Source organism: Chitinophaga sp. YR627 (genome assembly GCF_900114995.1).
In the GTDB taxonomy this organism is placed as follows: domain Bacteria; phylum Bacteroidota; class Bacteroidia; order Chitinophagales; family Chitinophagaceae; genus Chitinophaga.
On the sequence record NZ_FOUX01000004.1, the window covers coordinates 124,080 to 148,136 of the forward strand.

General features: G+C 45.7%; 17 protein-coding genes. 5 read left to right on the top strand and 12 right to left on the bottom strand.

Annotated elements, in window-relative coordinates; all coding sequences use genetic code 11:
* From BMZ72_RS21080 to ruvA, 4 genes are all read right to left on the bottom strand, one after another.
* Positions 1-2,280, bottom strand: coding sequence for a TonB-dependent receptor (locus tag BMZ72_RS21080; protein WP_089811700.1), 2,280 nt, complete (start codon positions 2,278-2,280; stop codon positions 1-3).
* A gap of 240 nt (positions 2,281-2,520) precedes the next feature.
* Positions 2,521-2,883 (bottom strand): hypothetical protein, encoded by a 363-nt coding sequence (locus tag BMZ72_RS21085; protein WP_143087738.1) that lies wholly within the window; start codon positions 2,881-2,883, stop codon positions 2,521-2,523.
* Positions 2,884-3,133: 250 nt separating this feature from the next.
* Positions 3,134-10,393 (bottom strand): T9SS outer membrane translocon Sov/SprA, encoded by a 7,260-nt coding sequence (gene sprA / locus BMZ72_RS21090; protein WP_089811702.1) that lies wholly within the window; start codon positions 10,391-10,393, stop codon positions 3,134-3,136.
* A gap of 38 nt (positions 10,394-10,431) precedes the next feature.
* Complete coding sequence (gene ruvA, locus BMZ72_RS21095) at positions 10,432-11,019, bottom strand: Holliday junction branch migration protein RuvA (protein ID WP_089811703.1); 588 nt, start codon at positions 11,017-11,019, stop codon at positions 10,432-10,434.
* Between the two features lie 137 nt (positions 11,020-11,156).
* On the opposite strand from ruvA, the gene BMZ72_RS21100 reads away from it, so the two are divergent.
* On the top strand, positions 11,157-12,155 hold the full coding sequence (locus BMZ72_RS21100; protein ID WP_089811704.1) for a beta-ketoacyl-ACP synthase III: 999 nt from the start codon (positions 11,157-11,159) through the stop codon (positions 12,153-12,155).
* Between the two features lie 137 nt (positions 12,156-12,292).
* On the opposite strand, the gene BMZ72_RS21105 is transcribed toward BMZ72_RS21100, so the two are convergent.
* From BMZ72_RS21105 to BMZ72_RS21120, 4 genes are all read right to left on the bottom strand, one after another.
* Complete coding sequence (locus tag BMZ72_RS21105; RefSeq protein WP_089811705.1) at positions 12,293-14,167, bottom strand: sensor histidine kinase; 1,875 nt, start codon at positions 14,165-14,167, stop codon at positions 12,293-12,295.
* Entirely contained in the window at positions 14,164-16,110 is a 1,947-nt protein-coding gene (locus BMZ72_RS21110) for an ATP-binding protein (RefSeq protein ID WP_089811706.1), read from the bottom strand. The genes BMZ72_RS21105 and BMZ72_RS21110 overlap by 4 nt, the downstream gene beginning before the upstream one ends.
* Positions 16,111-16,431: 321 nt before the next feature.
* A complete protein-coding gene (locus BMZ72_RS21115; RefSeq protein WP_089811707.1) occupies positions 16,432-17,127 on the bottom strand; it encodes an NUDIX hydrolase in 696 nt (231 codons plus the stop codon).
* A 46-nt stretch (positions 17,128-17,173) separates the two neighbouring features.
* On the bottom strand, positions 17,174-17,668 hold the full coding sequence (locus BMZ72_RS21120) for a DinB family protein (protein ID WP_089811708.1): 495 nt from the start codon (positions 17,666-17,668) through the stop codon (positions 17,174-17,176).
* An 86-nt stretch (positions 17,669-17,754) separates the two neighbouring features.
* Between BMZ72_RS21120 and BMZ72_RS21125 the strand changes: the two genes are divergently transcribed.
* Positions 17,755-18,219: a GNAT family N-acetyltransferase gene (locus BMZ72_RS21125; RefSeq protein ID WP_089811709.1), complete on the top strand. Its 465-nt coding sequence runs from the start codon at positions 17,755-17,757 to the stop codon at positions 18,217-18,219.
* Between the two features lie 91 nt (positions 18,220-18,310).
* On the opposite strand, the gene fabD is transcribed toward BMZ72_RS21125, so the two are convergent.
* A complete protein-coding gene (gene fabD / locus BMZ72_RS21130) occupies positions 18,311-19,204 on the bottom strand; it encodes an ACP S-malonyltransferase (protein ID WP_089811710.1) in 894 nt (297 codons plus the stop codon).
* Between the two features lie 230 nt (positions 19,205-19,434).
* Between fabD and BMZ72_RS21135 the strand changes: the two genes are divergently transcribed.
* Entirely contained in the window at positions 19,435-19,881 is a 447-nt protein-coding gene (locus BMZ72_RS21135) for a hypothetical protein (RefSeq protein WP_089811711.1), read from the top strand.
* 71 nt (positions 19,882-19,952) lie between these two features.
* On the opposite strand, the gene folE is transcribed toward BMZ72_RS21135, so the two are convergent.
* Positions 19,953-20,540, bottom strand: a complete 588-nt coding sequence (gene folE / locus BMZ72_RS21140) for a GTP cyclohydrolase I FolE (protein WP_089811712.1) — start codon at positions 20,538-20,540, stop codon at positions 19,953-19,955.
* Between the two features lie 74 nt (positions 20,541-20,614).
* Positions 20,615-21,028 (bottom strand): 6-pyruvoyl trahydropterin synthase family protein, encoded by a 414-nt coding sequence (locus BMZ72_RS21145; protein ID WP_089811713.1) that lies wholly within the window; start codon positions 21,026-21,028, stop codon positions 20,615-20,617.
* Between the two features lie 79 nt (positions 21,029-21,107).
* Between BMZ72_RS21145 and mqnB the strand changes: the two genes are divergently transcribed.
* Together mqnB and BMZ72_RS21155 are read left to right on the top strand one after the other, a co-directional pair.
* Positions 21,108-21,758 carry a futalosine hydrolase gene (gene mqnB / locus BMZ72_RS21150; protein WP_089811714.1) on the top strand — a complete coding sequence of 217 codons (651 nt, stop codon included), beginning with the start codon at positions 21,108-21,110 and terminating at the stop codon, positions 21,756-21,758.
* Positions 21,749-22,534, top strand: a complete 786-nt coding sequence (locus BMZ72_RS21155; RefSeq protein ID WP_089811715.1) for a 1,4-dihydroxy-6-naphthoate synthase — start codon at positions 21,749-21,751, stop codon at positions 22,532-22,534. The genes mqnB and BMZ72_RS21155 overlap by 10 nt, the downstream gene beginning before the upstream one ends.
* 108 nt (positions 22,535-22,642) lie before the next feature.
* Here the strand turns inward: BMZ72_RS21155 and BMZ72_RS21160 are convergent, their stop codons facing one another.
* Positions 22,643-23,947, bottom strand: a complete 1,305-nt coding sequence (locus BMZ72_RS21160; protein WP_089811716.1) for a cryptochrome/photolyase family protein — start codon at positions 23,945-23,947, stop codon at positions 22,643-22,645.
* Positions 23,948-24,057: the final 110 nt, after the last annotated feature.

Below are 24,057 nucleotides of genomic sequence, written 5' to 3' on the forward strand. Positions count from 1 at the left end.
TTATTTTTTACCGTTGAACGTATATCCGAAACCAATATTGAAAGTCCTCTTAGGTCCCGGTCTGTATGTAGTACTGTAAGTAGTTCTTTCTGTAGTTGTGGAATAAATGACATCTCCTGCATTACGGCAGTTCACCCAGCAATCAAATTGCCTCCAGCTATATCCTGTACGGAAATTCAGCAGATCGTATCCACCATAGATACCTGTATTCCGTGGGTCCATGTAATAACTGCCTACATGCTGCCATTCTCCTGCAAGACGGAATCCGTTCAGGAAACGGGGCTTCCAGGTAATCTCTGTATTAGTGATCACCTTTGGTGCGCCTGCCATTTTATTATCATCATAACTCACCCCTTTTTCCACATATTCATTGAAGAAGTGCTCGGCGTATTGTCCGCTGCAGCGAATCCAGATAGAAGGGACAGGTGCATAACGCACATTCCATTCGATACCTCTGTGTGTCGTACGACCCGTATTGCGGTTTTCATAAGAACCATCATCCAGTTTTACACTGATGATCTCATTCGTACCCTGCATATCATACACACCGATATCCACATATCCCTTATCATTTGCAAAACCAAACCAGCCACCTGCTTCATAGTTACGATAAGTAGCAGGTTTGAGCACAGGTACTTTCACACCTCTGTACAATTCAGAGATATTCGGTGGAGCAAAACCAACACTATAATTTGCATACATACCACGATTCTGTCCGAAGTCATATGTCAAACCCAGCTTTGGCGTCAGCTTATTGAAATGATTGGTTTCATCTGGTGCACCGGTAAATGCAGATGGTGCGAGATGATTGTCAAAATCATAATCCATGCGATCGTAACGTACAGCGGCGACTAATTTCAGATGGCTTAACAACTCCATATCAAATTGTGCATATGCTGCGGTATTCAGTAAACCAACATTGTAATCTGTCAATACAGAATCTGTCGTTTTATAATTGCTGAAATAACCGGCGGCATCTTTTGTGACATCGATGAATTCGGCGTAATAGGTCGCCGGACTATAATCAGCACTCACACCGGCAATGATGGACGCATGCTTCCAGGCAAACTGTTTTTTATGCTGTATGATCAGACCGTAACTATTAAAACTATCATCATTGATCTCTCCGGCAGCCTTCAATGGATCTGACAGATTCTTCAATGCATAGAAAGGATTCTGTTCAATGGTATTGTTGCGGAAGAAAGCCGTCACTGTCGTTTTGTTGGTATTATTCCAGTTTTGCTCCAGCGTACTTCTGTAACGCAATGCGTTTACCTTACGATAAGAGAAGGTCTGGAAATTGCGATAGTCTTTTGCATAGAAATGTGCACTATCCAATCCTCCTACCTGGTCCGTATAATAATCGATCAGCGTCATTGAATTGATCCATTTGGTACGATCGCTGATCTGATAGTCTGCTCTTACTGTCAGTGCCAGTTTATGGAAATCACTATGGTCCATATAACCATTCCGCTGATCGGCATAATAACCGCCAACAACAATACCCAATTTATTGAACGTGCCGGAGGCACTGAAATCAGTACGTTTGTATCCACGATCACTGATCTCTGCCTGTACCCTTGCCATTGGTTTTAACGAAGGAGCAGCTGTAATAAAATTCACCGCGCCACCTACCGCTTCGCTACCATACAGTGATGATGCAGGCCCTCTTACGACCTCGATATTCCGCAGTGCCGCCATGTTGATCTCAATCAGCGCATTGTGATTGAAATCGCCGGTAGTACGGATGGGAATACCATCTTCCATATATAGAAATAAACTTTTGTAACCGATCGGCTGACGGATGGCCATCGTATGCTGTTCATTGCCCAGATCTACCATATATACACCACTCACTTTATTCATTAACTGTTCGAGTGAAGTGGCTTTGGTATCTCTCATTTCCTGGGTGGAAATAGTGCTGATCGCGATTGGTGCAGCTGTACGTGATTGCTTATCACGACTGCTGGTGACAATGATCTCATTCAGACTGGCAGTAGCTGGTGTGAGTGAAATAATAGCAGACGGCTGCGAAGACAAAGTCAGCTTCCGCGTCTGATAACCGACAAATGATACTTTCACAGAATCATCAGACCTACCCTGCTGTAAAGTAAAACGGCCACGTGCGTCTGTCTGACAACCTTTGTCAGCGTGCAGCAACTGCACAGTTACACCCGGCAACACCTCGCCTGTCTGCGCATCCACTACACTGCCCTGCACCTGCGCGTGTGAATACATAAAGAATAATACGCCCGTTATTATCAGTAATAAATATTTCATGGTCACAATAAGTTCCTTCCCTGATGATCAGGCATAGCGATGCCGGACAGCTGATAATACATCACTGCCGGTACGCAACTGCCCATGATCACAGGCAATAGCTGTTGATTAGTAAATAAGGATGGATGGATACAAATGAGACCTGTCATAGCATACAGCCATCGCATCACTCATGATAAAACACATCAGATCAAATGCGGGAATATCCGCGTAATAAATGCAATGAAAAAGAAATAGCTGTTAAGCCTGGGGTGGATGGAAAAAGGAGAATAACGGGGTATGTATTGCAGGATCCTGATAATAAACAAAGAGGTCTGTTGACGGCGCAATAGGCGCAAAATTAAACTCCTGTAAAGCATCAATGTATGTTACTTCATACTTCTCTTTACCGATATTACCATTCTGCTGTTGCTGCTCGTCCTGTTTGAGTTGCTTTCTCAGATAACATTTACCATTACAATGCATGTCAGGTTTATCCCTGTTCTCACACAATACGCTGGCAATGTACGCCTGATCTATCTTATACTTCACCATAATCACCACCTGACTGAAGTTTTGCAACAACAGCCCGAACAATACGGTTATGGCGAAAAGATATCTCACGGTGCAAAAGTATGTCAATAGATGACGAATAGCAAATGATATATGTCATGTAGGATTATGGCAAAAAAAATACCACCTCCGAAAACAAAGCACTCCCACAACTTCCGCTGGCCTGCGGCGCTGCCAAACCTCCCCCATTCGTAGCAAATAATACGAACCCTGTAAATAGGAAAGGCCTGATCTTTCAGATCAGGCCTTTCCTATAACTTAATTCTTAATTGTTAATTCCTAATTCTTAATTCCTCTCTGACTACTGTGCTAACATAAACCGCAACGTCAAACCACCTCTTGTATTCGTAATCGGATAAGCCGTCGAAATAACCGGTATCGTCTGTCTGCGGTCATAGAAGAAACGCAGGTTCAAACGGTTGTTCACCACATAGTCAATAGACGGCGATATACCAATTACCTTCTGACCACTGGTCGGTATCACCAGGTCTGCATCCAGCCTGTTGTTCACCGTCCGGTCATCACGGAAGCTCATATCCAGCCGGAAGTTCATATCATTCTGCACCTTCTTGCCATCTTTCTGTGTACCCAGGAATGCAAACTGCACATTCCGCAGACGATAACTACCACCCAGTGTCAGCTCAGTAGAGCGTAACTCCGTCAACTGGTAGTCGATCAGACTGAGACTCAGTGATCGGCTCTTCTTAAATTCCACACGCAGATTCAGACTACTTACGAAGGTGACATCAACACCCAGTAATGGTGCAAACTGCTCAGTCATTGTCAGGTTCGGGATCAGGAAGTAAGGGATATAGTTACCGGATACGGTATCCACAAATCCCGGATAACCTGCCAGACGGGGATCCTCATACAACATCGCTGTATTGTAAGAACTCATGCTCAGCGTACCCACATAAGCATGTGTCAGTGATACGTTGGTGAAGAGTGATTTGAAAGGTTCCAGTTTCGTCAGACCGTTATAAGCCACACGCCAGTTCGGACGTGGTATATAATTACTGAATGGATTGCTGCGCACATTAGAAAGACCTGCACTTTTCAGTAACCCGATCTTATCAGGATCTTTTCCGGTATAAGCAGCAAGGAACGCCGGTACCAGTACATCCTGTGCATAACGGCCATAACCATAACGATACGTAGGATCTTTAGGATTATTCGTTGGTACACCCGGATCACTATTATATGGGTTCTGCGCTGCCAGACGGTTAGAGATGTTCAGACGATAACGCTGGAAGTCATTGAACGTTTTGGTAGTACCTGTTTCGTTGTCAATACCTCCGAAGATCGTTTTTATCGCCACATAAGAGATCTCAAATCCACCTGCATCATACGGACTTAAGTGCTGGAAACCGAGGCTATCATTCACGTTCACATTCTTGAACAGTTCCGTATGTGTCTTGCTGAATGATTTGGTCATGCTCAGGTCAATACGCAGATCATTCACCGGCTCCAGTTGCGCCTGCAACTGCCAACGCTGTGTAAACTGCTGCTGGTACTGAATATTGAAAGTAGTATCCGGTGTGATCAGACCTTTCTTTGCAAAATTATCCAGCCATGCCTTCGTAGGCTGCATACCAAATACGAATGGTACACCAGGATTCCAGCTTGCCCAGTTCATACCCAGGAGTTTGGTACTATCAATATAACCTGGTAAGCGGGTGCCGCCGTTTTCAGAGTAATCCAGACTCACACGTTTCAGTGACAGTAATGGTTTCATGACTGCTTTCAGAATCGGTGAGACCTCTATACTCTTCTCCTGTTTGACCGGCTGTTTATTCTGACCAGGGGCGCCCGGTCGGGTATTAGTAGCCGGTTGCGGTCGCTTCTTCTGCTGTGTACCTGTAATAGCTCGCAGGAAAGGCGACTTACTATACAGTTCTGCAAACTTGAACTCAGCCATCACTGTTTTCTGATTGGAGTTCTCGATCGCATTACCCAGGTATTTCGCCAGCAGGGAAGCACCTGTCCAGCGGTAGTCTGTTGAATAACCGATCGCGATACTGGTCCAGCTCAGCGCAGGTATTTTAGACGTTGGTAATGTATAGGTGATGTTCGCAGTATGATAATAGTTCGTCGTTCTGCCCAGTTTGAAGAAGTTACCCCATACGCTGTCCTTCTTCTCTTTTGAATTCAGACGGCCCTGTGGTTCATCGATGCGGGCATTATTTACTGCATTGAAGTCGATGGTCAGACTGCGCGACAGATCCCATTTCAAACCATAATAACGATCGAATGTGAAGTACTTGTTGTACGTCTCCGGCAGTTTATAGTTAGAGTCATCTCCTCCGACGTTACGGATACGGGTGGCGCCAAACTGACGGGTCACATCTATCCTGAAACTGATCAATGAAGGGATGTAGTTAAAATTAAATTCACGGATCAGGTCCAGCCATGGCGTTTTGGTCTTGAACAACTTCTTGAACGGTGTAATGAACTTACTCTGTCCGGTGAAGGTATACCCCAGACCAGCACGGTGCTTGGTCAGCTCGTCACTTTCAATGATCGGGTTATGGCTGGTTGTCTGTGTATAGGAATAACTGATGTCAAAGTTTTCGATATCCCACAGCCTGTTGTGTTTTCTGTTCAGATTGAGACGGCGTACGTTGGTAAAGTTTAAGCTCTTGATAGCGGTGAAGTCCTGCGCCGCTTTACGGATAGAGTCCCGCTCATAATCGCTCCGTGCCATTCTCAGCTTATCCTTCAGTTTGATATCCAGATCGTACGGATCATATTCAGGCGTACTTACCGCCTGTGAATAACCAGCATATACCGGGATAGAGAGGCCTGTTTTCTTAGGCAACAGTTTACCCAGATCGAGGTTGGCCGCAGCATCATATTGCAGGTAGTTATCACGGAAACGTTCGTTCACACGCTGATCCAGGTTACCAAAACCTGCGGTGTGCATATTACCCGATACGCTCACAGTACCCAGATCGGCCAGCTGTACATCCACACGGCCCATACCGGCATAACCGCCTTTTTCATCCAGACCAGATAGACGCAGTTCATTGAACCATACCTCACCACATCGTGGCAGACCGTCATCTTTCGGGTTGGTCACACCCAGCATGATGGTTCTTACATCACCAAGGTTCGGGTTACCCACCACACTCATATAGTTACCCAATTCATCCGTTTCTGTATATGGTACCTGCGGAGAACAGTTGTCACATTGATTACGCTTCTGTTTAAGTACGGTCAGTTTACTCATTAACAGGTTCACGTCATTCACTTCCGGCCATATTTCAGTCGGACTTGCCGTTCCCCACTGTGTTACTTTCAACGGTATCTGGTATTCATAGTAGTTTTCCACAAAGTCACTACCCATACGGATAACAGCGCGAAGCTGACCATCTTTCAGTGAGTTAGGATCGCTCGTTGCTTCCGCATGCAGATACATCTGCAGGGTTTTGTACTGACGGAGGTCCATGCTCAGGTTTTTAGAAACCCCGCGGGTATCACCATCATTCAGATCGCATACCTGAATAGACATTGCCTGCTCGTTCAGTTGCAATACAGTACTGTTGGTGCTGAGTGTATTCTGACGAACTACTCCCGGCGGCAATACATAGTTGATCGGCTTACGGGAAGAGTTTTCTTCGATGTTTACAGCAGAAGTATTGAAAACGGTATTGTCATCATTCGGGATAGGATCGCCAGGCTGCAGTTTATAGTTATACTGACGCCATTGGTTACGCACCAGTTGCAGTTTAGCGAAACGCACCACTATTGAATCTTCAAATCCTGTCATGAACATACGCATGAAACGGATAGATTTGAAATCAGGAATGCTACCTACTTTTTTATCAAAGTCGCTGATCGGAATTTTAAACTGATACCAGCTTTCCAGTCTCTTCGGCGTACCATCCACCGGTGTAACTTCCGTTGTGATCTTATCTACAATGTAGTTGGATCCTACTGCCATTTTCGGACGAAGGTTCACACGATACTGGAAGTATTCTTCTGTTTCATTCAGGGTATTATCTCTGTTCAGGTCTTCCGATTCCGGAATGTTGGTAGCGGCAGATGAATAGATACTATTACCTGTAGAAACCGGAGAGTTACCTTCCGGATTGCTGAAACGCTTATAACGTTGGAGGATGTCAGCGTTATTATAAGCCGGGTCCCTGTAGTGACGATAGTCATCATTAGAAGGATCCGCCTTTGCTTCCTTGTAAATATCTGAAGCAGGTCCGAAGTTGGCAGCCAGACGGTCCAGATAAGATTGACGGAATGAAGCCTCATCTCCACTCTGCAAACCATCATACCCCACGTCCTGATAACGGCGGATCTCCGGATCGTTATCAAATGCCTGGGTGATCTGCTGCTGGAATTTCGGGATACGACCCCATACAGAAGAATCTGTTTTATTACGATCTGTATTCGGATTCGGTAATCCGTTTTCGAAGAACTTACGGGAATCTTTCAGGATATCCTCAGATACGTTACCAAGGTTAAAATATAACTGACCGCCGGTACTGGTTGAATCCTTCAGGAACGGATCCTGGATCCAGAATTCGATAAACTCAACGTTCTGGGTCTGGAAGTCACTGTTGTCAATGGCACGCATGATACCAGCCCATTTCTTTTTCGGATTGAGGAGGCGGCCTGCTGCCGTGATACTATCTCTGCCTGCCGTAAAGTTATACGGACCTCTTTCTTCCGGATAATAAGCCAGGTCAAGGGTACTCAGCTGGCTCTGTCCGAAGTCGGTAGAACGGTTGGCGAATACCTCTGTCTGATACACCAGACGCACACGCGGATCTGATTGTACCTGAGTTGTAATACCATCAGGCAGGGAAGGTGATTTCGGTATCTGAAGTGTAGGCTCAATAATATACCAGGCCAGTTTCGCCCTGTTAGCGCCATAGCTCAGCTGATCATTTCTGTCTGCTTCAGGGAAGAGGATCGTACCATTACTATCGGAAGCCTCTTTTGGGGTAGATGCCAGTGCCCAGGAAGTAGCCGGGAATTTCAGGTCATATCCACTCTGGGAGCCTTCAAAGTCATCGATGAAGATCTGTCCCTGATTAGTACCTGCCGCATTTACCAGTTTACTGTGACCCGGGAACAACTTGGCCACCTCACCGGTGAACATGATGTTGGAAGGTGTATTACTCTGGTAGTTGGGCAGTTTATTGAGGAAGCGGGTCAACCCTTGCCATTCTGAGTTATAGTTCGCGTCGAAACCTACCACGGTGTTCTTGATCGGATCTTCTCCATAGTTCACCTTCTGGTAGTAAGGTCTTTCACTCATCCTGGCGATAGTCGATCCCAGGGTCAGTTTATCATTGACGACATAGTCGAAGCGGGTACCAAAGTAGTTTCGCACCTGTGTACCAAACGCGGCATTGTTCTCAAACTGTACGTTGATCGCTACACCCGAGTTAAGGATACCGGCATTGATGATCTTGATACGGCCGAGGTTATAGTCGATGATATAGTCTACGTTTTCACGGAGCTGCTGTCCGCCGGCTGTTACGGTAACTGATCCCGGAGGAATGTTATAACCGCCCAGCTGTATTTCGGAAGAGTTACTGGACTTATAGGAACCTTTCAGGATATAGCGGTTCAGCTGCGGGAACTGTTGTGCGACCACCTTAATGGAGTCATACAACACCTTATACATATACTGTCGCTCCAGAGCGGCATTCCCATTGAAAGCTTTCTGTATACCCTGCGCGAACGGTTCAAGTACCGGGAACATTACCCTACCTGTCTGTGAATTGATGGTATACCCCTCTACATAGTCAAACACACCATCCGGCTGCGGGTCATTCTGGTTATTCAACCGGTCCAGGCTCAGGATGGAAATGAGCGGTGCTCCTTCCCAGGAACCCTGTGCATCCGGCAGATAACGTTTATCACTTGGAGCACGGGTATCAGTACCAGGGTCTTTATAATACACGTCCAGTTTAAAGTCAGCCCTGTTCAGCTGATAAGCGCCTGTTGCGTAGATGTTTTTCATCATCAGGTCCCAGATAGGGAGGTTCGGACGGGCAGAAGTGGCTTTCAGCAATTTCAGGAACAGGATACGCTGGTTGGCGCTGTTGTTCTGATCAGGGGGAATATCCTGGGAGAACTCACCCACCGTATGTACCTGACCATTATAAGTATATTGATAGGCGACGCCCAATACTTCATCCGCCTGCAATTGCTGGTTCAGCGTGATGAAGCCGAGTTGCCGGTTGATCGTATATTCTGTGGAGTCCAGCTTTCGGGCAAAGGTCTTTTCATATTCCTGTACCGCTTGTAATCCGAGGTTCTGCAAGCGACTGACCACCGTTCCCGTATACCGGCTCATGGGGTCAGAAATTACTTTTGAGTAGAGATCGTTGAGCTTGTTATCTGTTAATCTTGAGTTAGATAATACGTTAATAGAGGTATTGTAGGGACGGTATTCACCAAGGTCCATCAAACCGACGATATCCCTGGTATTGGTGGTAGCGCCCGTTTTATTGGTTACCCAGACTTCCACACGATTCACATAAGCCAGGGAGCGGATCACCGGAAGGTTGCTCATGGCATAGTTAAAGGTATCGCGGAAGAACTGACCGAGCAGGAAGTGTCGGTTGTCTTCATATTCATCTGCCCGCAGGTTAAAATCCTGTACCTGGGTACCGCCTTTGATCATCAGGTTCTGTTTCTGAGATTTCTGGTTGGACAGTACGCTGGTAACGGTCAGACGGCCAAACTGTAACTGGGTTTTGATACCGAAAAGGGATTGTACCCCTGAGATGAGTGAGCTACGTAAAGGAAAGCTCACGTTACCGGCCTCAATCTTCTTAATGATCTCATCGTCATAGCCGGTATATTCCAGTTTGATCTGGTTTTCAAAGTCGAAGGTCGACTGGGTATTATAGTTAGTGATCAGTTTCAGCTTGTCCCCTATCTTACCGGTCAGGTTCATATTGATATTCATATCAAATGCGAAACCTCCCGTTTTACGGGCCTGTTCTGTCAGCACAGGGTTTTTGATATTCTGACCTTCATAGCCAAAGGTCAGTTCCAGGCTACCCTGGGGTTTGATATCCACTTTATTACCACCAAAGATCCTGTCAAACAGCTTGCTGCCTTTGTAAAGCTCCGGTCCATTCCCCTTCTGGTTCAGTGAACCGAGGGTGCTGGCACGTTTCATCCAGTAATCATCTTCGCTCTTTTTGGACTGGAGTTTGTAGTATTCATCAAAGCTGAGGTAGGTAGGGTTACGGTAATAGTGATCGCCTATCTTTTCTGTGACTGTGTATTGCTTGGTTACCGGGTCATAATCAACTGTACGGGAAATACCTGCCGGATCTTTCAGATCTATCTGGTTTTTGACGGGATCAGTAATACCGGTCCCATACCGGTCCTTTATCGGGTACTTGAGTGTATCCTTTTTGACGGTATCTAAAGGTGTGGTATAATTATTGTCTGGTTGCCAGTAGTATCTGTTAGTATAGTTGTTATTATAACCCGAACGATTCCTTGCCGCAGTATCGAAAATAAACAAAGAAACAACTCCTATTACTGCAATAGCACCATAATATGTCTTTCTTGACAAGAGAAATAGGTTTTTATAGAGGTCAGGGTAATAAATGTTTATAGACCTTTCAGCGACTTTTTGATAAGCGCCTCAAGGTCGAGCAATAGTGGTTCAGCTTTAAGCACCTTGTTTATAGCCTGTTCGGCCACGTTTCTGGCTATTCCCAAAGTGACTAATGCATTTAACGCGTCTTCCTGAATTGTATTGTTTGGTGTTACAGATATTTGGTTGCCGACGTCTTTTTGCTTCTTTATTTTATCCTTTAATTCCAGAATGACTCTTTTTGCCGTCTTGGCGCCGATGCCTTTTATGCTTTCCAGCATTTTTTCGTTCTCCATCGCAATAGCCCGCTGAATATCTTCTGGTTGAAGGGAAGATAACATCATCCGGGCGGTATTAGCTCCTATACCTGAGACACTTATCAGTAATAGAAACATCTGACGTTCCGCATCATCCGCAAAACCATATAAAGTATGCGCATCCTCTTTAATATGGAGAAAGGTCAGCAATTTGCAGCTTTCCAATCCCTGTATGCGGGAATAGGTATTAAGACTGATCTGCACTTCGTATCCAACCCCTTGTACGTCAATATGTACCATGGCAGGGGATTTATAGGACAGTTTTCCGTTGAGGTAAGCAATCATACAGGAGTAGAATAGTTTCTAATATTCGGCAAACCTAGTAAAAATTTAGCAAGAACGGGGCAGTAACTAACGTTATACTTACATTTACAAATTCTTATGTATTTTTACGGCTCGTTTAAAACATCTATTTTACTAATATGAACAAAATAACGGCCGCTATTACAGCGGTAGGTGGTTATGTACCTGACTACGTGCTCACTAATAAAGAATTAGAGAAACTGGTAGATACAACAGACGAATGGATCATCACCCGTACCGGGATCACTGAAAGAAGAATTCTGAAGGGAGAACGTAAGGGGACCTCTGAGTTATGTGTACCGGTAGCGCAGGAAATATGCCGTAAAAGAGGGATCAGCCCGGAAGAAATTGACCTGCTGATCGTGGCCACCGTTACGCCGGATATGGTGTTTCCCGCCACTGCCAATATTGTAACTGATAAAATAGGTGCAAAAAATGCATTCGGTTTTGACATCAGTGCAGCCTGTTCCGGTTTCCTTTATGCCCTTGATACAGGTGCCCGCTTCATCGAAAGCGGCCGCTACAAGAAAGTAATGGTGATCGGCGCCGACAAAATGAGCTCTATTATTGATTATACAGATCGTACCACCTGCATCATCTTCGGTGATGGAGGCGCAGGTGTGCTGCTCGAACCAAACTATGAAGGTCTGGGTGTAGTAGACAGTATCCTGAAAAGCGATGGTCATGGTCGTGAATACCTGCATATGAAAGCAGGTGGTTCTGCACAGCCAGCAAGCATCGAAAGCGTTACCAACAGAGAACACTACGTATACCAGGAAGGTAAAATGGTGTTCAAATATGCTGTTGCTAACATGGCTGAAGCTGCTGCCGGCATCATGGAGCGCAACAACCTGACTGCAAATGATATCGCATGGCTGGTACCTCACCAGGCTAACAAACGTATCATCGATGCTACAGCACAACGTATGGGCCTGCCGGAAGAAAAAGTGATGATGAACATCCAGCGCTATGGTAACACCACCGCTGGTACATTACCGCTTTGCCTCTGGGATTACGAAAAGCAACTGAAGAAAGGCGATAACCTGGTACTGGCTGCATTTGGCGGTGGATTTACCTGGGGAGCGAGCTATCTGAAATGGGCTTACGATCCTAAGTAATTAAGCATTAAATATCAAAAATTATGAAGGACAGGTGCTTCTGCTACAGAAATGCCTGTCCTTTTATTCTTTTACAGATATACCCACTTCTTCACTTATTTATCTCCGCCGCAATTCCAATTCTTAATTTTTAATTCCTAATTGAATCTTGGCAGCCCATAACTCACTACCATCCGTTTATCCACCACTTCCGCACTGATCTGCCCACCCATCTTATCCATAAAATCCTTACAGATCACCAGCGTTACCGACAGGTCATCTCCTCTCCTGTATTCAAACAGATGTGCCGCCATCGCCGGGGTAAGGTCATTTACTTCGAATGTAATGCTGACCTTTACCAGCTCCTCCTCCACCGCATTCACTACTACCGTTCCTTTTCCACCGGAAAGCTTTGCTGCACAATGCAACAGACTACGGTTGATGAACAACAGCATCTCCTGATCGCCTGCCAGGCAAAGTCCTTTTGTAATATGCAGCGAAACCTGCGGATGGTCAGTATGGTGTAATGCCTGTTCAAACAGCAGACTAAGATCGCAGGGCGCCGGACTATACACAAATCCAGACAATTGCGATCTGATCCAGCGCAGGATATTATCAAAGATCACCAGCGTTTTCCTGGACGATATCACCGCTTCATCAATGATCTGCTGCATCTGCACCTGCTCCATATCTTTGTTCCGGAACAGGGCCGATACCCGGATAATATCATTCAGCGGTTCCCGGAAGTCCCTCGCCAGTATCGCGATCAGCTTATTCTTAAAATCATCATGCACACTCAGCTGCTGGTTCTTTTCCGAGATCGCATCATTCATCTCACGCAGCAACTGCTCCTGCCTGCGCAGGTTCTTATAGGACCGGTAACGTGCCAGTGTAAATCCCGCCATCAGCAACAGGAAACCTGCCAGGAACCCGATCAGCTGCTGACGGCTCTTCCGCTTCATAACAGTACGGGCAATTCTTTGCTCCTGCACCCTGTTACTTAGCTGCCATTCATTCAGCTCCTGTTCTTTCAGGAAATAATCCAGGTAGTTCATGTGATTGCTGGATCTCAACCGTAAGCGCTGCCGGACGATCTCCAGCAATGCTTTGCCATAATATGCCTTCTTGGCTTCGTTATTACCCTGCGCATAATGCCGGTACAGACCAATCACCGTTGGCAGCATCATATTCAGATAGCCCGCCTGAATACCAATAGCAAAGGCCCGCTCTTTCTCCGGCACCGCATCAGCAGGATAGCCGTGCTGGCGGTAGACGTCAATATGGTCCAACAGGTCTATGGCGACCAGGATCAGTCCATCTTTCAGCGCTTTTTCTGTTAGCTCATTAATGCGCTGAACAGCCTTCGCACCTTCTCCTTCCTTCATCCATTCATCAGCCTCAAAAGCCTGTATGTAGTAAATATCCCTGCTACCCGGATATTTCCGGATAATCTCCTTTGACTTTTCCACTGCCCATTTCACGGAATCCCGGTGAGTACTGTCATCCTGAAAACGGCTGGCATAATTGATCAATACCAGACTGTAGATAGAATCCCGTGCCAGCGTCTTTCCCAGGTTCATCGCCTGATACAGATACTGATCCGATTCTGGCTTCATGCCTTCAAAGAAATGATAAACACTCAGGTTCATCAGCATCTGACAGATATTCTGCTGATCTTCCAGTTCGCGGTACAGTAACAGGGCTTTAAACCCATATTCGATCGCCTGTTTCTGGTTGTCTTTCAGGGCATAGAAAATACTGAGGTTGTTCAGTGCGCCTGCCAGTCCGCGGGTATCATTGTGCCGGGTGGCAATACCCCTCGCCTTTACAGCATACCAGAAACAACTATCGATATTGCTCAGGTGATACTGCATGCCCAGCTGGTTCAGCACATCCGTATAGGCAATGCTGTCAGTCTGTTGCAGCAGACTATTCCTCAGCTGACGGATCACTTTATCCTGTGCAGTCAGCCGCCCGCTGGTCAGCAGACCGGCAAACAGCAGGAAAATGATATGTAAAAAGACTTTTCTCAAACTCGTATGCTATTGCTGTCTTTTGCCAGGGGTAAAGTATAACTGAACGTACTACCTTTCCCTGTGTTGTTCATTCCTCTTATAACACCGCCCATTTTATCCATAAAGTCTTTACAGATAATCAGCGCCAGACCGGCTCCTCCCTTGGATTTCCCGCTACCTTTCTCACGGTTACGGTATTCAAATAAATGCGGCAGCATCTCCGGATCAACTCCTCTTCCTTCATCCACCACAGCGATAGTAACATACTCGCCCGTAACGGAAGACGTGATCGTTAATTCACTCCCCGCAGGGCTGAACTTGATCGCATTATGTAACAGATTACGATGTACGAACTGCAACATTTCCCGGTCCGCCAGTAAAGCTAATTCCGCAGCGATATCGACTGTTACCTGTAGTCGTTTCTCAATACAGTTGTCTTTCAGAATTTCCAGTGCTTCATAGATCATCTCCGCCGGCCGACAAACAGCAGGTGTATACACAAACCCACTCAGTTGTGACCTGATCCAGCGCAGGATGCTATCGAATATATGTAAAGTATGTGCTGACTTGGTTTCCAGTCTTCTGAACAGGGCCATCGCTTCTTCAAAAGAAAGCGAATGATCTTTCAGCAGATTGGTAATATCGATGATATGATTCAGGGGTACCCGGAAATCATGTGCGATCAGTGAGATCAGTTTATTCTTAAAATCATCCTGTGTTTGCAAAAGCGCATTCTTCTCGCTGATCTCCCTGTTCTTCTCTCCCAGTCTGGCGGCATTCTGACGCGAGCGCCGGTGAGAGCGGTTAATATCTGCGAGTAACAGGATGATCAGTACCAGCAATACTGTCAGGAAGATGATGATTGCATAACGGTTCCGGCTTTCCATCGCCTTCTTATCAAGTATCTGCTGCTGATAGTCATGTTGCAGCTGTAAGGCCCGTAGCTTCTTCTCCTGCATGTAATAATCGATATAATCCAGCTCGCCCTGCGTTTTACTCTGCTCATCCTTCTCCACAATTTCCAGCATCATATTCGCGTACAGCTGGGCAGAATCCTCATCATGACGGGCATCGTACCAGGTATATAGCTTGGCGACCACCGGCAACGCCAGTTCCCGGAAACCACCGATCGTGGCCAACCGGGCCATATCCCGCTGTGCTGATATAGAATCGGCCAGTTTGTTACGGGCCTTATAGGAAGCCAGGTGAGAGTAACCATACATCGCATGATAGATATACCCCTTTTTTTCTGCCTCATCGGTCAGAGATGTCAGTCTGGCGAGTCCTTCCGTGATATCCATTTTGGCGTATATCAGTTCCTGCGCCTGTAGCATACCGGTATAAATGAGCAGGCGCTCATCTTCGGCTTTGGTAGCCAGGCGGCGGGCAGTAGCCAGTGCCTGATAAGCCCGTTTTTTATCAATGAAATCACTGCTACGGTTTGCGCGCAGATCACTGACATAAATGAAGTAATAGTTGGCCAGCAGCATGCGGAGGATGGTATCATTTTTCATGCGGTCGCTCATACCCATAGCCCGTTTCATATAACTGGCAGCTTCCTGGTACTGCTTCTCGTACTGATAATATACGCCAAGGTGCATGCTGGTCTGACAGATCCCGGCGCTATCGCCAAGCTCTTTATAGAGGTTCAGGGCGTCAATGTAAAAACGAAAGGACAGATAACTATTGTCCCTGTAAGCGTAATAGCTCCCCAGTCCGCGGTAGGCGGCCGCCTCTCCCCTTTTATATCCTTGTCGCTGAGCAACCTCTCTGGCACGGCAGAGGTAAAAGAAACAGGTATCCAGCTGGCGATGCTGGTATTGTCCGGCCAGCTGATTCATGAGATCGACATAGCGGGCGCTGTCCGTAGTGGTGATAGTAGCGCCTTCCAGCTGACGGATGACGCTGATCTGTGCGAAAGCTTTTTCCTGCCGGATAAAACAGCCGGCGAGGGCGATCATGAGACCAATTAATATATGCTGCTTATAAGAGATGTACAATAAGATGTGATACGCTATCTCCCGATAGCCGCTAGTCAACGGTGCGCAGGGCTGATCTTCGGAAGACCCTTACCCATACGGGACAATTCCTGTTCACCAGTTGTTGTGATATAATATTTTTTGTCATCAGGGCCATTCTTTGCGATCCAACCTTTTTCAGTAATCGTCGCTGCCAGCAACTGCCCCAACTTACCGCCGATATGACCTTCGCATCGTCTGGCAGGTTTGGGAAGCGCTGTCCTGGTTTTTTCGTGCCTTCGCTTTTGCTGTTACAAGATACTGTTATATCTCAAAGACTAATCCTCTCTGCTTTAATTCTTCATATTTCTCTTTGTCAAAACGGTATAGATGCGCACCTTTTTTTGAGGTTGTTTTATCTTTTTCTTCCAGCTTTTCCAGCACGTTCATAGAGAGGATCTTCTTGCGAAAGTTCCTTTTATCCAGTTCTTTCTGATAGATTTCCTCATACAGGCTACGCAGCTGAGAGAGGGTAAATTTCTCTGGTAGCAGTTCAAATCCGATAGGATGGAAATGTGCGTTATCCCTGAGTTTCTTCAGTGCATCCGCAATCATCTGCCGGTGATCGAATATAAGGTCCGGTATCTGGTGCAATTCCAGCCAATGCGCACTGAAATGCTGGGTAGGATTCTGCTCATGTTCACTGATGCGGATGAGGGCATAGTAAGCCATGGAAATCACCCTTGCGCCACTGTCACGGGTCAAGTCGCCGTAACAGGACAATTGGTCCATGTAGATATTTTCGAGACCTGTTGTTTGTTTCAACACCCTTCCCGCAGCTTCATCCACGCTTTCATCATTCTGGAGGAAACCACCCATCAGCGACCATTCACCTTGCATGGGGTCTACTTTTCGCTGCATGATCAGCAGCTTAAGTTTGCTGTTTTGGAATCCAAAAATAATACAGTCTACTGCTACCAGATGCCGAGGTACATTCGCGTAAAATGATTGAGCGTTCATTGAAAATATTATTGTCTGCCTTTGTGCTGACCAGCAGTCCGGAGGCCTATTTTCTGCCTCTCGTAAACTCGCTGTAATCAGTAACGGGAATTTTATTAATACCGGCCTGCCGCAACAGGGTTACAAGCTGGCCGCGATGATACGTGGCATGATTGAACACCTGCATCAGTATTTCTATAACGGTTGATTTACAATATTGTTTCCGGGTATCGTAATAAGCCACCACATGTTGCAGCCTGACGGGCTGTACCGCCCGGACCCAGTCTGTGAGCTTCACCGACTGTTCCTGCCAGCGGGCACAGGCATCTGTAAAGGAGCCTTCAAATGCGGGCGAGGGTTTAACCGCCTGCTCTACCAGGTGTAAACGCTGGTACCACAAGCTCTCCACATCCCACATATGGTACACTGTTTTACGTAAGGTCCCGAAGCTGCTGCCTGTTTCCTGGTCCAGCTGTGTATCCGGTAGCTTTTTTAATACATCCGCTATCTTATTGTTAGCCCAAAGGTTATAAGCTGCATAGCTGAGCAGGATATCCTTCATGGATATAATTTTAGTTTACTATCTTCACCAAAATACCAAAAATATTGCACCTGCCACCAGTTGCAGTCAAATAATCCTGAAGGATCATGGAAAAAATTACTATCAGGGACGTACGAAAAGAAGATTGTCCGCGGATCATGGAGCTCATACAGGAGCTCGCAGTTTACGAAAAAGCACCTGAAGCCGTTACCGTAACATTTGAAGAATTCGAAGCTGCTGGTTTTGGCGAAAATCCGGTATGGAAAGCCTTTGCCGCTGTTCATACAGACAATGACCAGGAAACCATCGTCGGATTTGCCCTCTATTACGTTCGCTACTCTACCTGGAAAGGTTGCCGTTTATACCTGGAAGATCTGGTGGTGACCGAAAGCTTCCGTGGAAAACGTATTGGCCATCTGCTGTTTGAAAGACTATTTGAAGAGGTAAGAGAGAAGAAGTTCAACGGCATCAACTGGCAGGTACTGGAATGGAATGAGCCGGCTATCAGGTTTTATAAGAAATTGAATGCGTCATTCGATCCTGAGTGGTGGAATGCCAGCATAGACTTTTAAAAAAATTAACAATTAAAAATTAAGAATTATCTCCGCGCCCATCTTCGCTGCATTGCAATTCTTAATTCTTAATTGTTAATCCTAATTTATTCTAATTGATTCCGTTCACTACAGCATCCTTCTGGATTTTCACCACCAGACCCTGTAATACCTTACCCGGACCAACTTCTGTAAATGTTGTTGCACCATCAGCTACCATAGCCTGTACAGACTGTGTCCAGCGTACGGCACCTGTCAGCTGATCGATCAGGTTCTGTTTGATCTCAACAGGATCATTCACTGCTCTGGCTACCACGTTCTGGTATACCGGGCAGGATGGCTGACTGAAAGTTGTCTTGTCAATAGCCGCTTTCAGCTCCTCTTTTGCAGGCGCCATCAGCGGAGAGTGGAATGCACCACCTACCGGCAGTACCAGCGCTCTTTTTGCACCAGCCGCCTTCATTTTCTCACAAGCCACTTCGATACCCCTGATAGAGCCGGAAATTACCAGCTGACCAGGACAGTTGTAGTTAGCCGCAACCACTACCTCTCCTGTTTCTGCGCTCACCGCAGCACTGATCTCCTCTACTTTCGCGTCGTCCAGTGCCAGTACAGCCGCCATAGTAGATGGCTGCAGTTCGCAGGCCTTCTGCATGGCCGTAGCACGGATAAATACCAGGCGTAAAGCATCTTCAAATGTGAGTGTACCATTTGCTACCAGGGCAGAAAATTCACCCAGGGAATGACCAGCTACCATGTCTGGCTGTGCAGCAGGTTCTGCGCACAGAAAAGCGATCACACTGTGCAGGAACACAGCAGGTTGTGTTACTTTGGTCTGTTTCAGGTCCTCTTCAGTACCGGTAAACATTACATCTGATATACGGAACCCTAATATCTCATTAGCTTTCTCAAAAAGTTCTTTGGCTTTTGGATTGCTATCGTACAGATTCTTGCCCATACCCGGGAACTGAGAACCCTGTCCTGGAAAAACGTAAGCGTGTTTCATCTGATTTGGTTTACAATGACCTGAACCCCATATGCATTATTATTTATACATATATCTTGGTCATTGGATTGCAAATATTCATACTCTTTATGATATATCAAAATTCCAGGCTCAAAAGCAGCTATTATTAACATCGGTTCAGTAAATTGCAGCTACTTACTCCCCACCATCCCTACTCCTGCACTGTTCGCTATCATCTTAAGGAAAAATGCTATTTAAAAAGGATTAAAATGACTGAGACCATGATTACAGGAAATGATTACAGCATTATTTCAAACAAAGGATTTGACGAATTCTTTTCGTCTTTTGTTGATGATCTGAAAGTAAACGACAGACAACTGATCGTCGAAGAAATAGCTGCCATTGAAGAAGAGGTCTATGAGTACTTTCTTGCAAAGGACAGACAGACCTACGACGATTATGAACAACACGGCTATGTCACCAATGAACACGGAGAAGGTTGCTTCAGTATTATCGCAAGAAGGGTCAATAACCTGGAGTACAAAATGGAGATCGTCAACAAAGCCGAAGAGGAAGTAGAGGAGGCCGTAGATCCTTATCCGGCCGTACTCATACTGCATGATACCTGGAACTATACACTGGTATTACCCGCTGCCATTGAAGACAGTACCTATTGCCAGCTGGTATACGAGAAAGCGATCAGGGCATTGAAATAAGCATATTTGTATAATAAGAAAAGCGCCCGACTACTGCCAGGCGCTCTTCCGTTTTTATTATAGCAAGAATATTATTTCGTGATCAGTCGCATAAACTCGTTTCTGGTCCTGCCGTCTTCAAACTGACCGGAGAATGCCGAGGTAGTGGTAACAGAGTTCTGTTTCTGCACACCGCGCATCATCATACAAAGATGCTGTGCCTCAATCACGACACCTACACCCAGTGGTTGCAATGTCTCCTGGATCGCGTCCAGTATCTGATGCGTCAGACGCTCCTGTACCTGCAATCTGCGGGCAAATACGTCCACCACACGCGCCAGTTTACTCAGACCGGTGATATATCCGTTTGGTATATATGCAATGTGCGCCTTACCAAAGAAAGGCAGCATATGATGCTCGCATAAAGAATACAATTCAATATCCTTCACGATTACCATTTCGCTATATGCTTCAGTAAATTTAGCACCTTCCAGGATTGCTTTCGCATCCATCTGATAGCCTTCAGTAAGAAACTGCATAGCTTTGGCCACACGCTCCGGTGTCTTCTGCAAACCTTCTCTCTCTACGTCTTCGCCCAATAACTCTATGCTGCTCCTGTAATGTTGAATAAGGTCACTCGTTACCTTTTCATCATACGTTTCAATCTTATTATAAGCCATTTCTATAATTAACTTAATCTGATAATCAACATTGCTGAATGCCCGTGCAGGTAAGGGATACTTGCTACTGCAACTTATTTCGAACCGAAATATTCCACGTAAATGCGGGGCGTCTCATATAACTTGATACAGTGAAGCTCCACACCCTCAGGCAGATGCGGCGTTAACTGGTCCCAGATGCCAATCGCCAGATTTTCAGCGGAAGTAAATTTACCCACCATGAAATCCACGTCCATATTCAGATTGCGGTGGTCTATTTTCTCCACAATAAAGTCCTTGATAAGAACTCCCAGCGTTTTTGCGTTGAAGACGAATCCGGTTTCCGGATCAGGTGTACCTTTTACAGTTACGTGTAATTCGTAATTATGACCGTGCCAGTTTTCATTAGCACATTTGCCAAACACCTCCTCGTTCTTTTCCTTACTCCAAGCGGGATTGGATAACTTATGCGCCGCATTGAAGTTCTCCACACGCGTTAAATAGATCATTATTAACTCTATATTTTCCGCAAAGTTACGATAATTCGATCATAGTCGATCGCTGCACCAAAAGCCCTACCTTTGCAGCATGAAAATTTTGGTCATTGCTGCCACTCCCTTTGAAATACAACCACTTATAGATCATCTGGCCGGTCGCCAATACCGGAATTGCCAGATAAGCACGCTCGTTTGCGGTATCGGTATGATGCACACTGCCTACCAGCTGGGCCGGCATTTAGCGGCCAGCAAACCCGATCTTGTCATACAGGCAGGTATTGCAGGCTGCTTTGATCATTCGTGGGAAATGGGAAAAGTAGTTATCATTGACCGCGAACAGCTGGGTGACCTCGGCGTAGAGGATGATCAGGCCTATAGAGATCTGTTCGACATACAGCTCTGGCAGCCGGATCAGGTACCCTTCACCAACCGTCAGCTGGTCAATACTTTTGAGGGCGTTCCTTACCTTCCCGAATTACCAAAAGCATCCGGCGTTACCATTAACACCGTCAGCGGTAGCGAACGCACGCGTCAGCTGCTGCTCGATAAGTATGCTCCGGAAGTGGAAAGCATGGAAGGCGCCGCTTTTCACTATGCCTGTCTGCTGGAAAAAATACCTTTCTTCCAGTTGCGCAGCATCTCCAATTATGTGGAGATAAGAGATAAAAGCAAATGGAAGATACCATTGGCTATACAGGTTTTAAATGATGCATTGATTAAATATATTGAACGATGGAACTAACACTGGGATTCTCACCGTGCCCGAATGATACTTTCATTTTCGATGCGATGGTGAACAACAAAATTGACACAAAAGGCTTAACGTTCACAACGCAACTGGAAGATGTTGAAACACTGAACAGATGGGCCATACAAGGTAAACTAGCCATTACAAAACTGAGCTTTGGCGTTTATCAGAAAGTAAAAGATCAGTATGAGCTGCTTAACAGCGGCAGCGCCCTCGGAAGAGGTTGCGGTCCCTTACTGATCGCTAAAAAAGATATTCCGCAGGAAGAGATCAAAAACTGTAAGATCGCTATCCCTGGCGAAAACACAACCGCTAATCTTCTTTTCTCTATCGCATTCCCTGAAGCGAAAAACAAAGAAGTACTGTTGTTTTCAGATATCGAAAATGCCGTACTGGATGGCAGGGTAGATGCAGGTGTGATCATTCACGAAAACAGATTCACCTATCAGGATAAAGGTCTCGTAAAGATCATCGATCTGGGTGAATACTGGGAAAGCACCACCGGTAGTCCGATTCCACTGGGTGGTATCTTCATCCGCAAAGACATACCTGATGAGATCAGACAACAGGTAGATCAGCTGATCCATGATAGTCTGCAATACTCTTACCAGCACTATCCGCAGTTGTCTTCCTATGTCACCCAACACGCACAGGAGATGGATGAAAAAGTAATGCGTCAGCATATCGATCTTTACGTAAATGATTTCAGTCTCGGACTGGGTGAAGCAGGTAAAGCTGCTGTAGACAGACTCATGTCTGTATATGCATAAACGTTAGTATAATCTCATTACATAAAAAGAGTCCCACAGATGATTGTATCTATGGGACTCTTTTGCGTCTTAATGGTATATAAAGGCGGTCTTCTTATTACGTTGACCTTATGAGGCCAGAGCAGCTTTGTAAACCTCTAATACTCTCTTTCGCGCCTGCTCATGCACCACCATCGGTTTCACATATGTCAGTTCCTCAAACTCAGGCACCCATTTCCTGATGTATTCAAAATCAGGATCAAATCGCTGCGTTTGTAAAGTAGGATTGAACACTCGGAAATAAGGCGCCGCATCACAACCACAACCTGCTGCCCACTGCCAGTTACCATTATTGGCAGCAAGGTCATAATCCAGCAGTTTCTTCGCGAAATAAGCTTCTCCCCAACGCCAGTCGATCAACAGATGTTTTGTCAGAAAACTGGCCGTGATCATACGCACGCGATTGTGCATAAAACCAGTGGTGTTCAGTTCCCGCATACCTGCATCCACGATCGGATAACCAGTTTCTCCGTAGCACCAGCGCTGGAATTCTTTTTCATTATTCCGCCACTGAATATTATCATATTCACGACGGAAAGATTGTGTCACTACATGTGGAAAATGCCAGATGATCATCTGAAAGAAATCACGCCATATCAGTTCTCCGAGATAGGTTTCATTCAGCGTATTTGCACGCTCTGCCAGGTCTCGGATACTGATAGTCCCAAACCGCAGATGTACCCCCAGGTGTGAAGTACCTTCTATACCCGGAATATCACGTGTTTTGTCGTAATTTTTGATGATGCTGTCTTTTACATTCACAGGAGGAAAACCCCTGAATCCGGCCTGGAATCCAAGCGCGCGCAGACTGGGTATTTTCTTTGCTTTCTGTTTGTAAAAATTCCTGAAGTACTTTTCAACAGGATAAGGTTTTAAGTAAAAATCAGTCAACAGGCTCTTCCATTTTTTACTGTAAGGCGTAAATACCGTGTATGGTTGTCCGTTATCTTTCAATACCTCTGAATGATCAAAAATGACATGATCTTTGTAGAGATGAAAGTGGATGTTTTTTGCCTTCAGCATTTCCGCGATATCACTATCGCGCTTCAATGCATAAGGCTCATAATCGATATTGGCAAACACTTCCTGAACATCATACGCTTTTGTATAATGTTCAAATGCCTGCTGTGGCGTACCATAAAATACGTCCAGCGTGCTGCCCAGTTTACTGAGTTTTTCCTGCAGATCTTCCAGTACATCGTGGATGAATGTTACACGTCTGTCGTGTTTATCATCCAGATCATTCAGAATATTGGTGTCAAATACAAACACCGGTACTACAGGATTCCCCGATTTCAACGCATGGTATAATGCTGCATGATCAAGCAAACGCAGGTCACGGCGCAACCAGCATAAATTTACAGTTGGAGGCATAAAGGTGGTTAGTTTTGCATTCACGTTAATTAGCTAATAAGCAATCTCGGCACCAAGATAAATTGGAAAACTATAAAATAGTGTCGCTAAAAATGTGCCACTGCCATGCG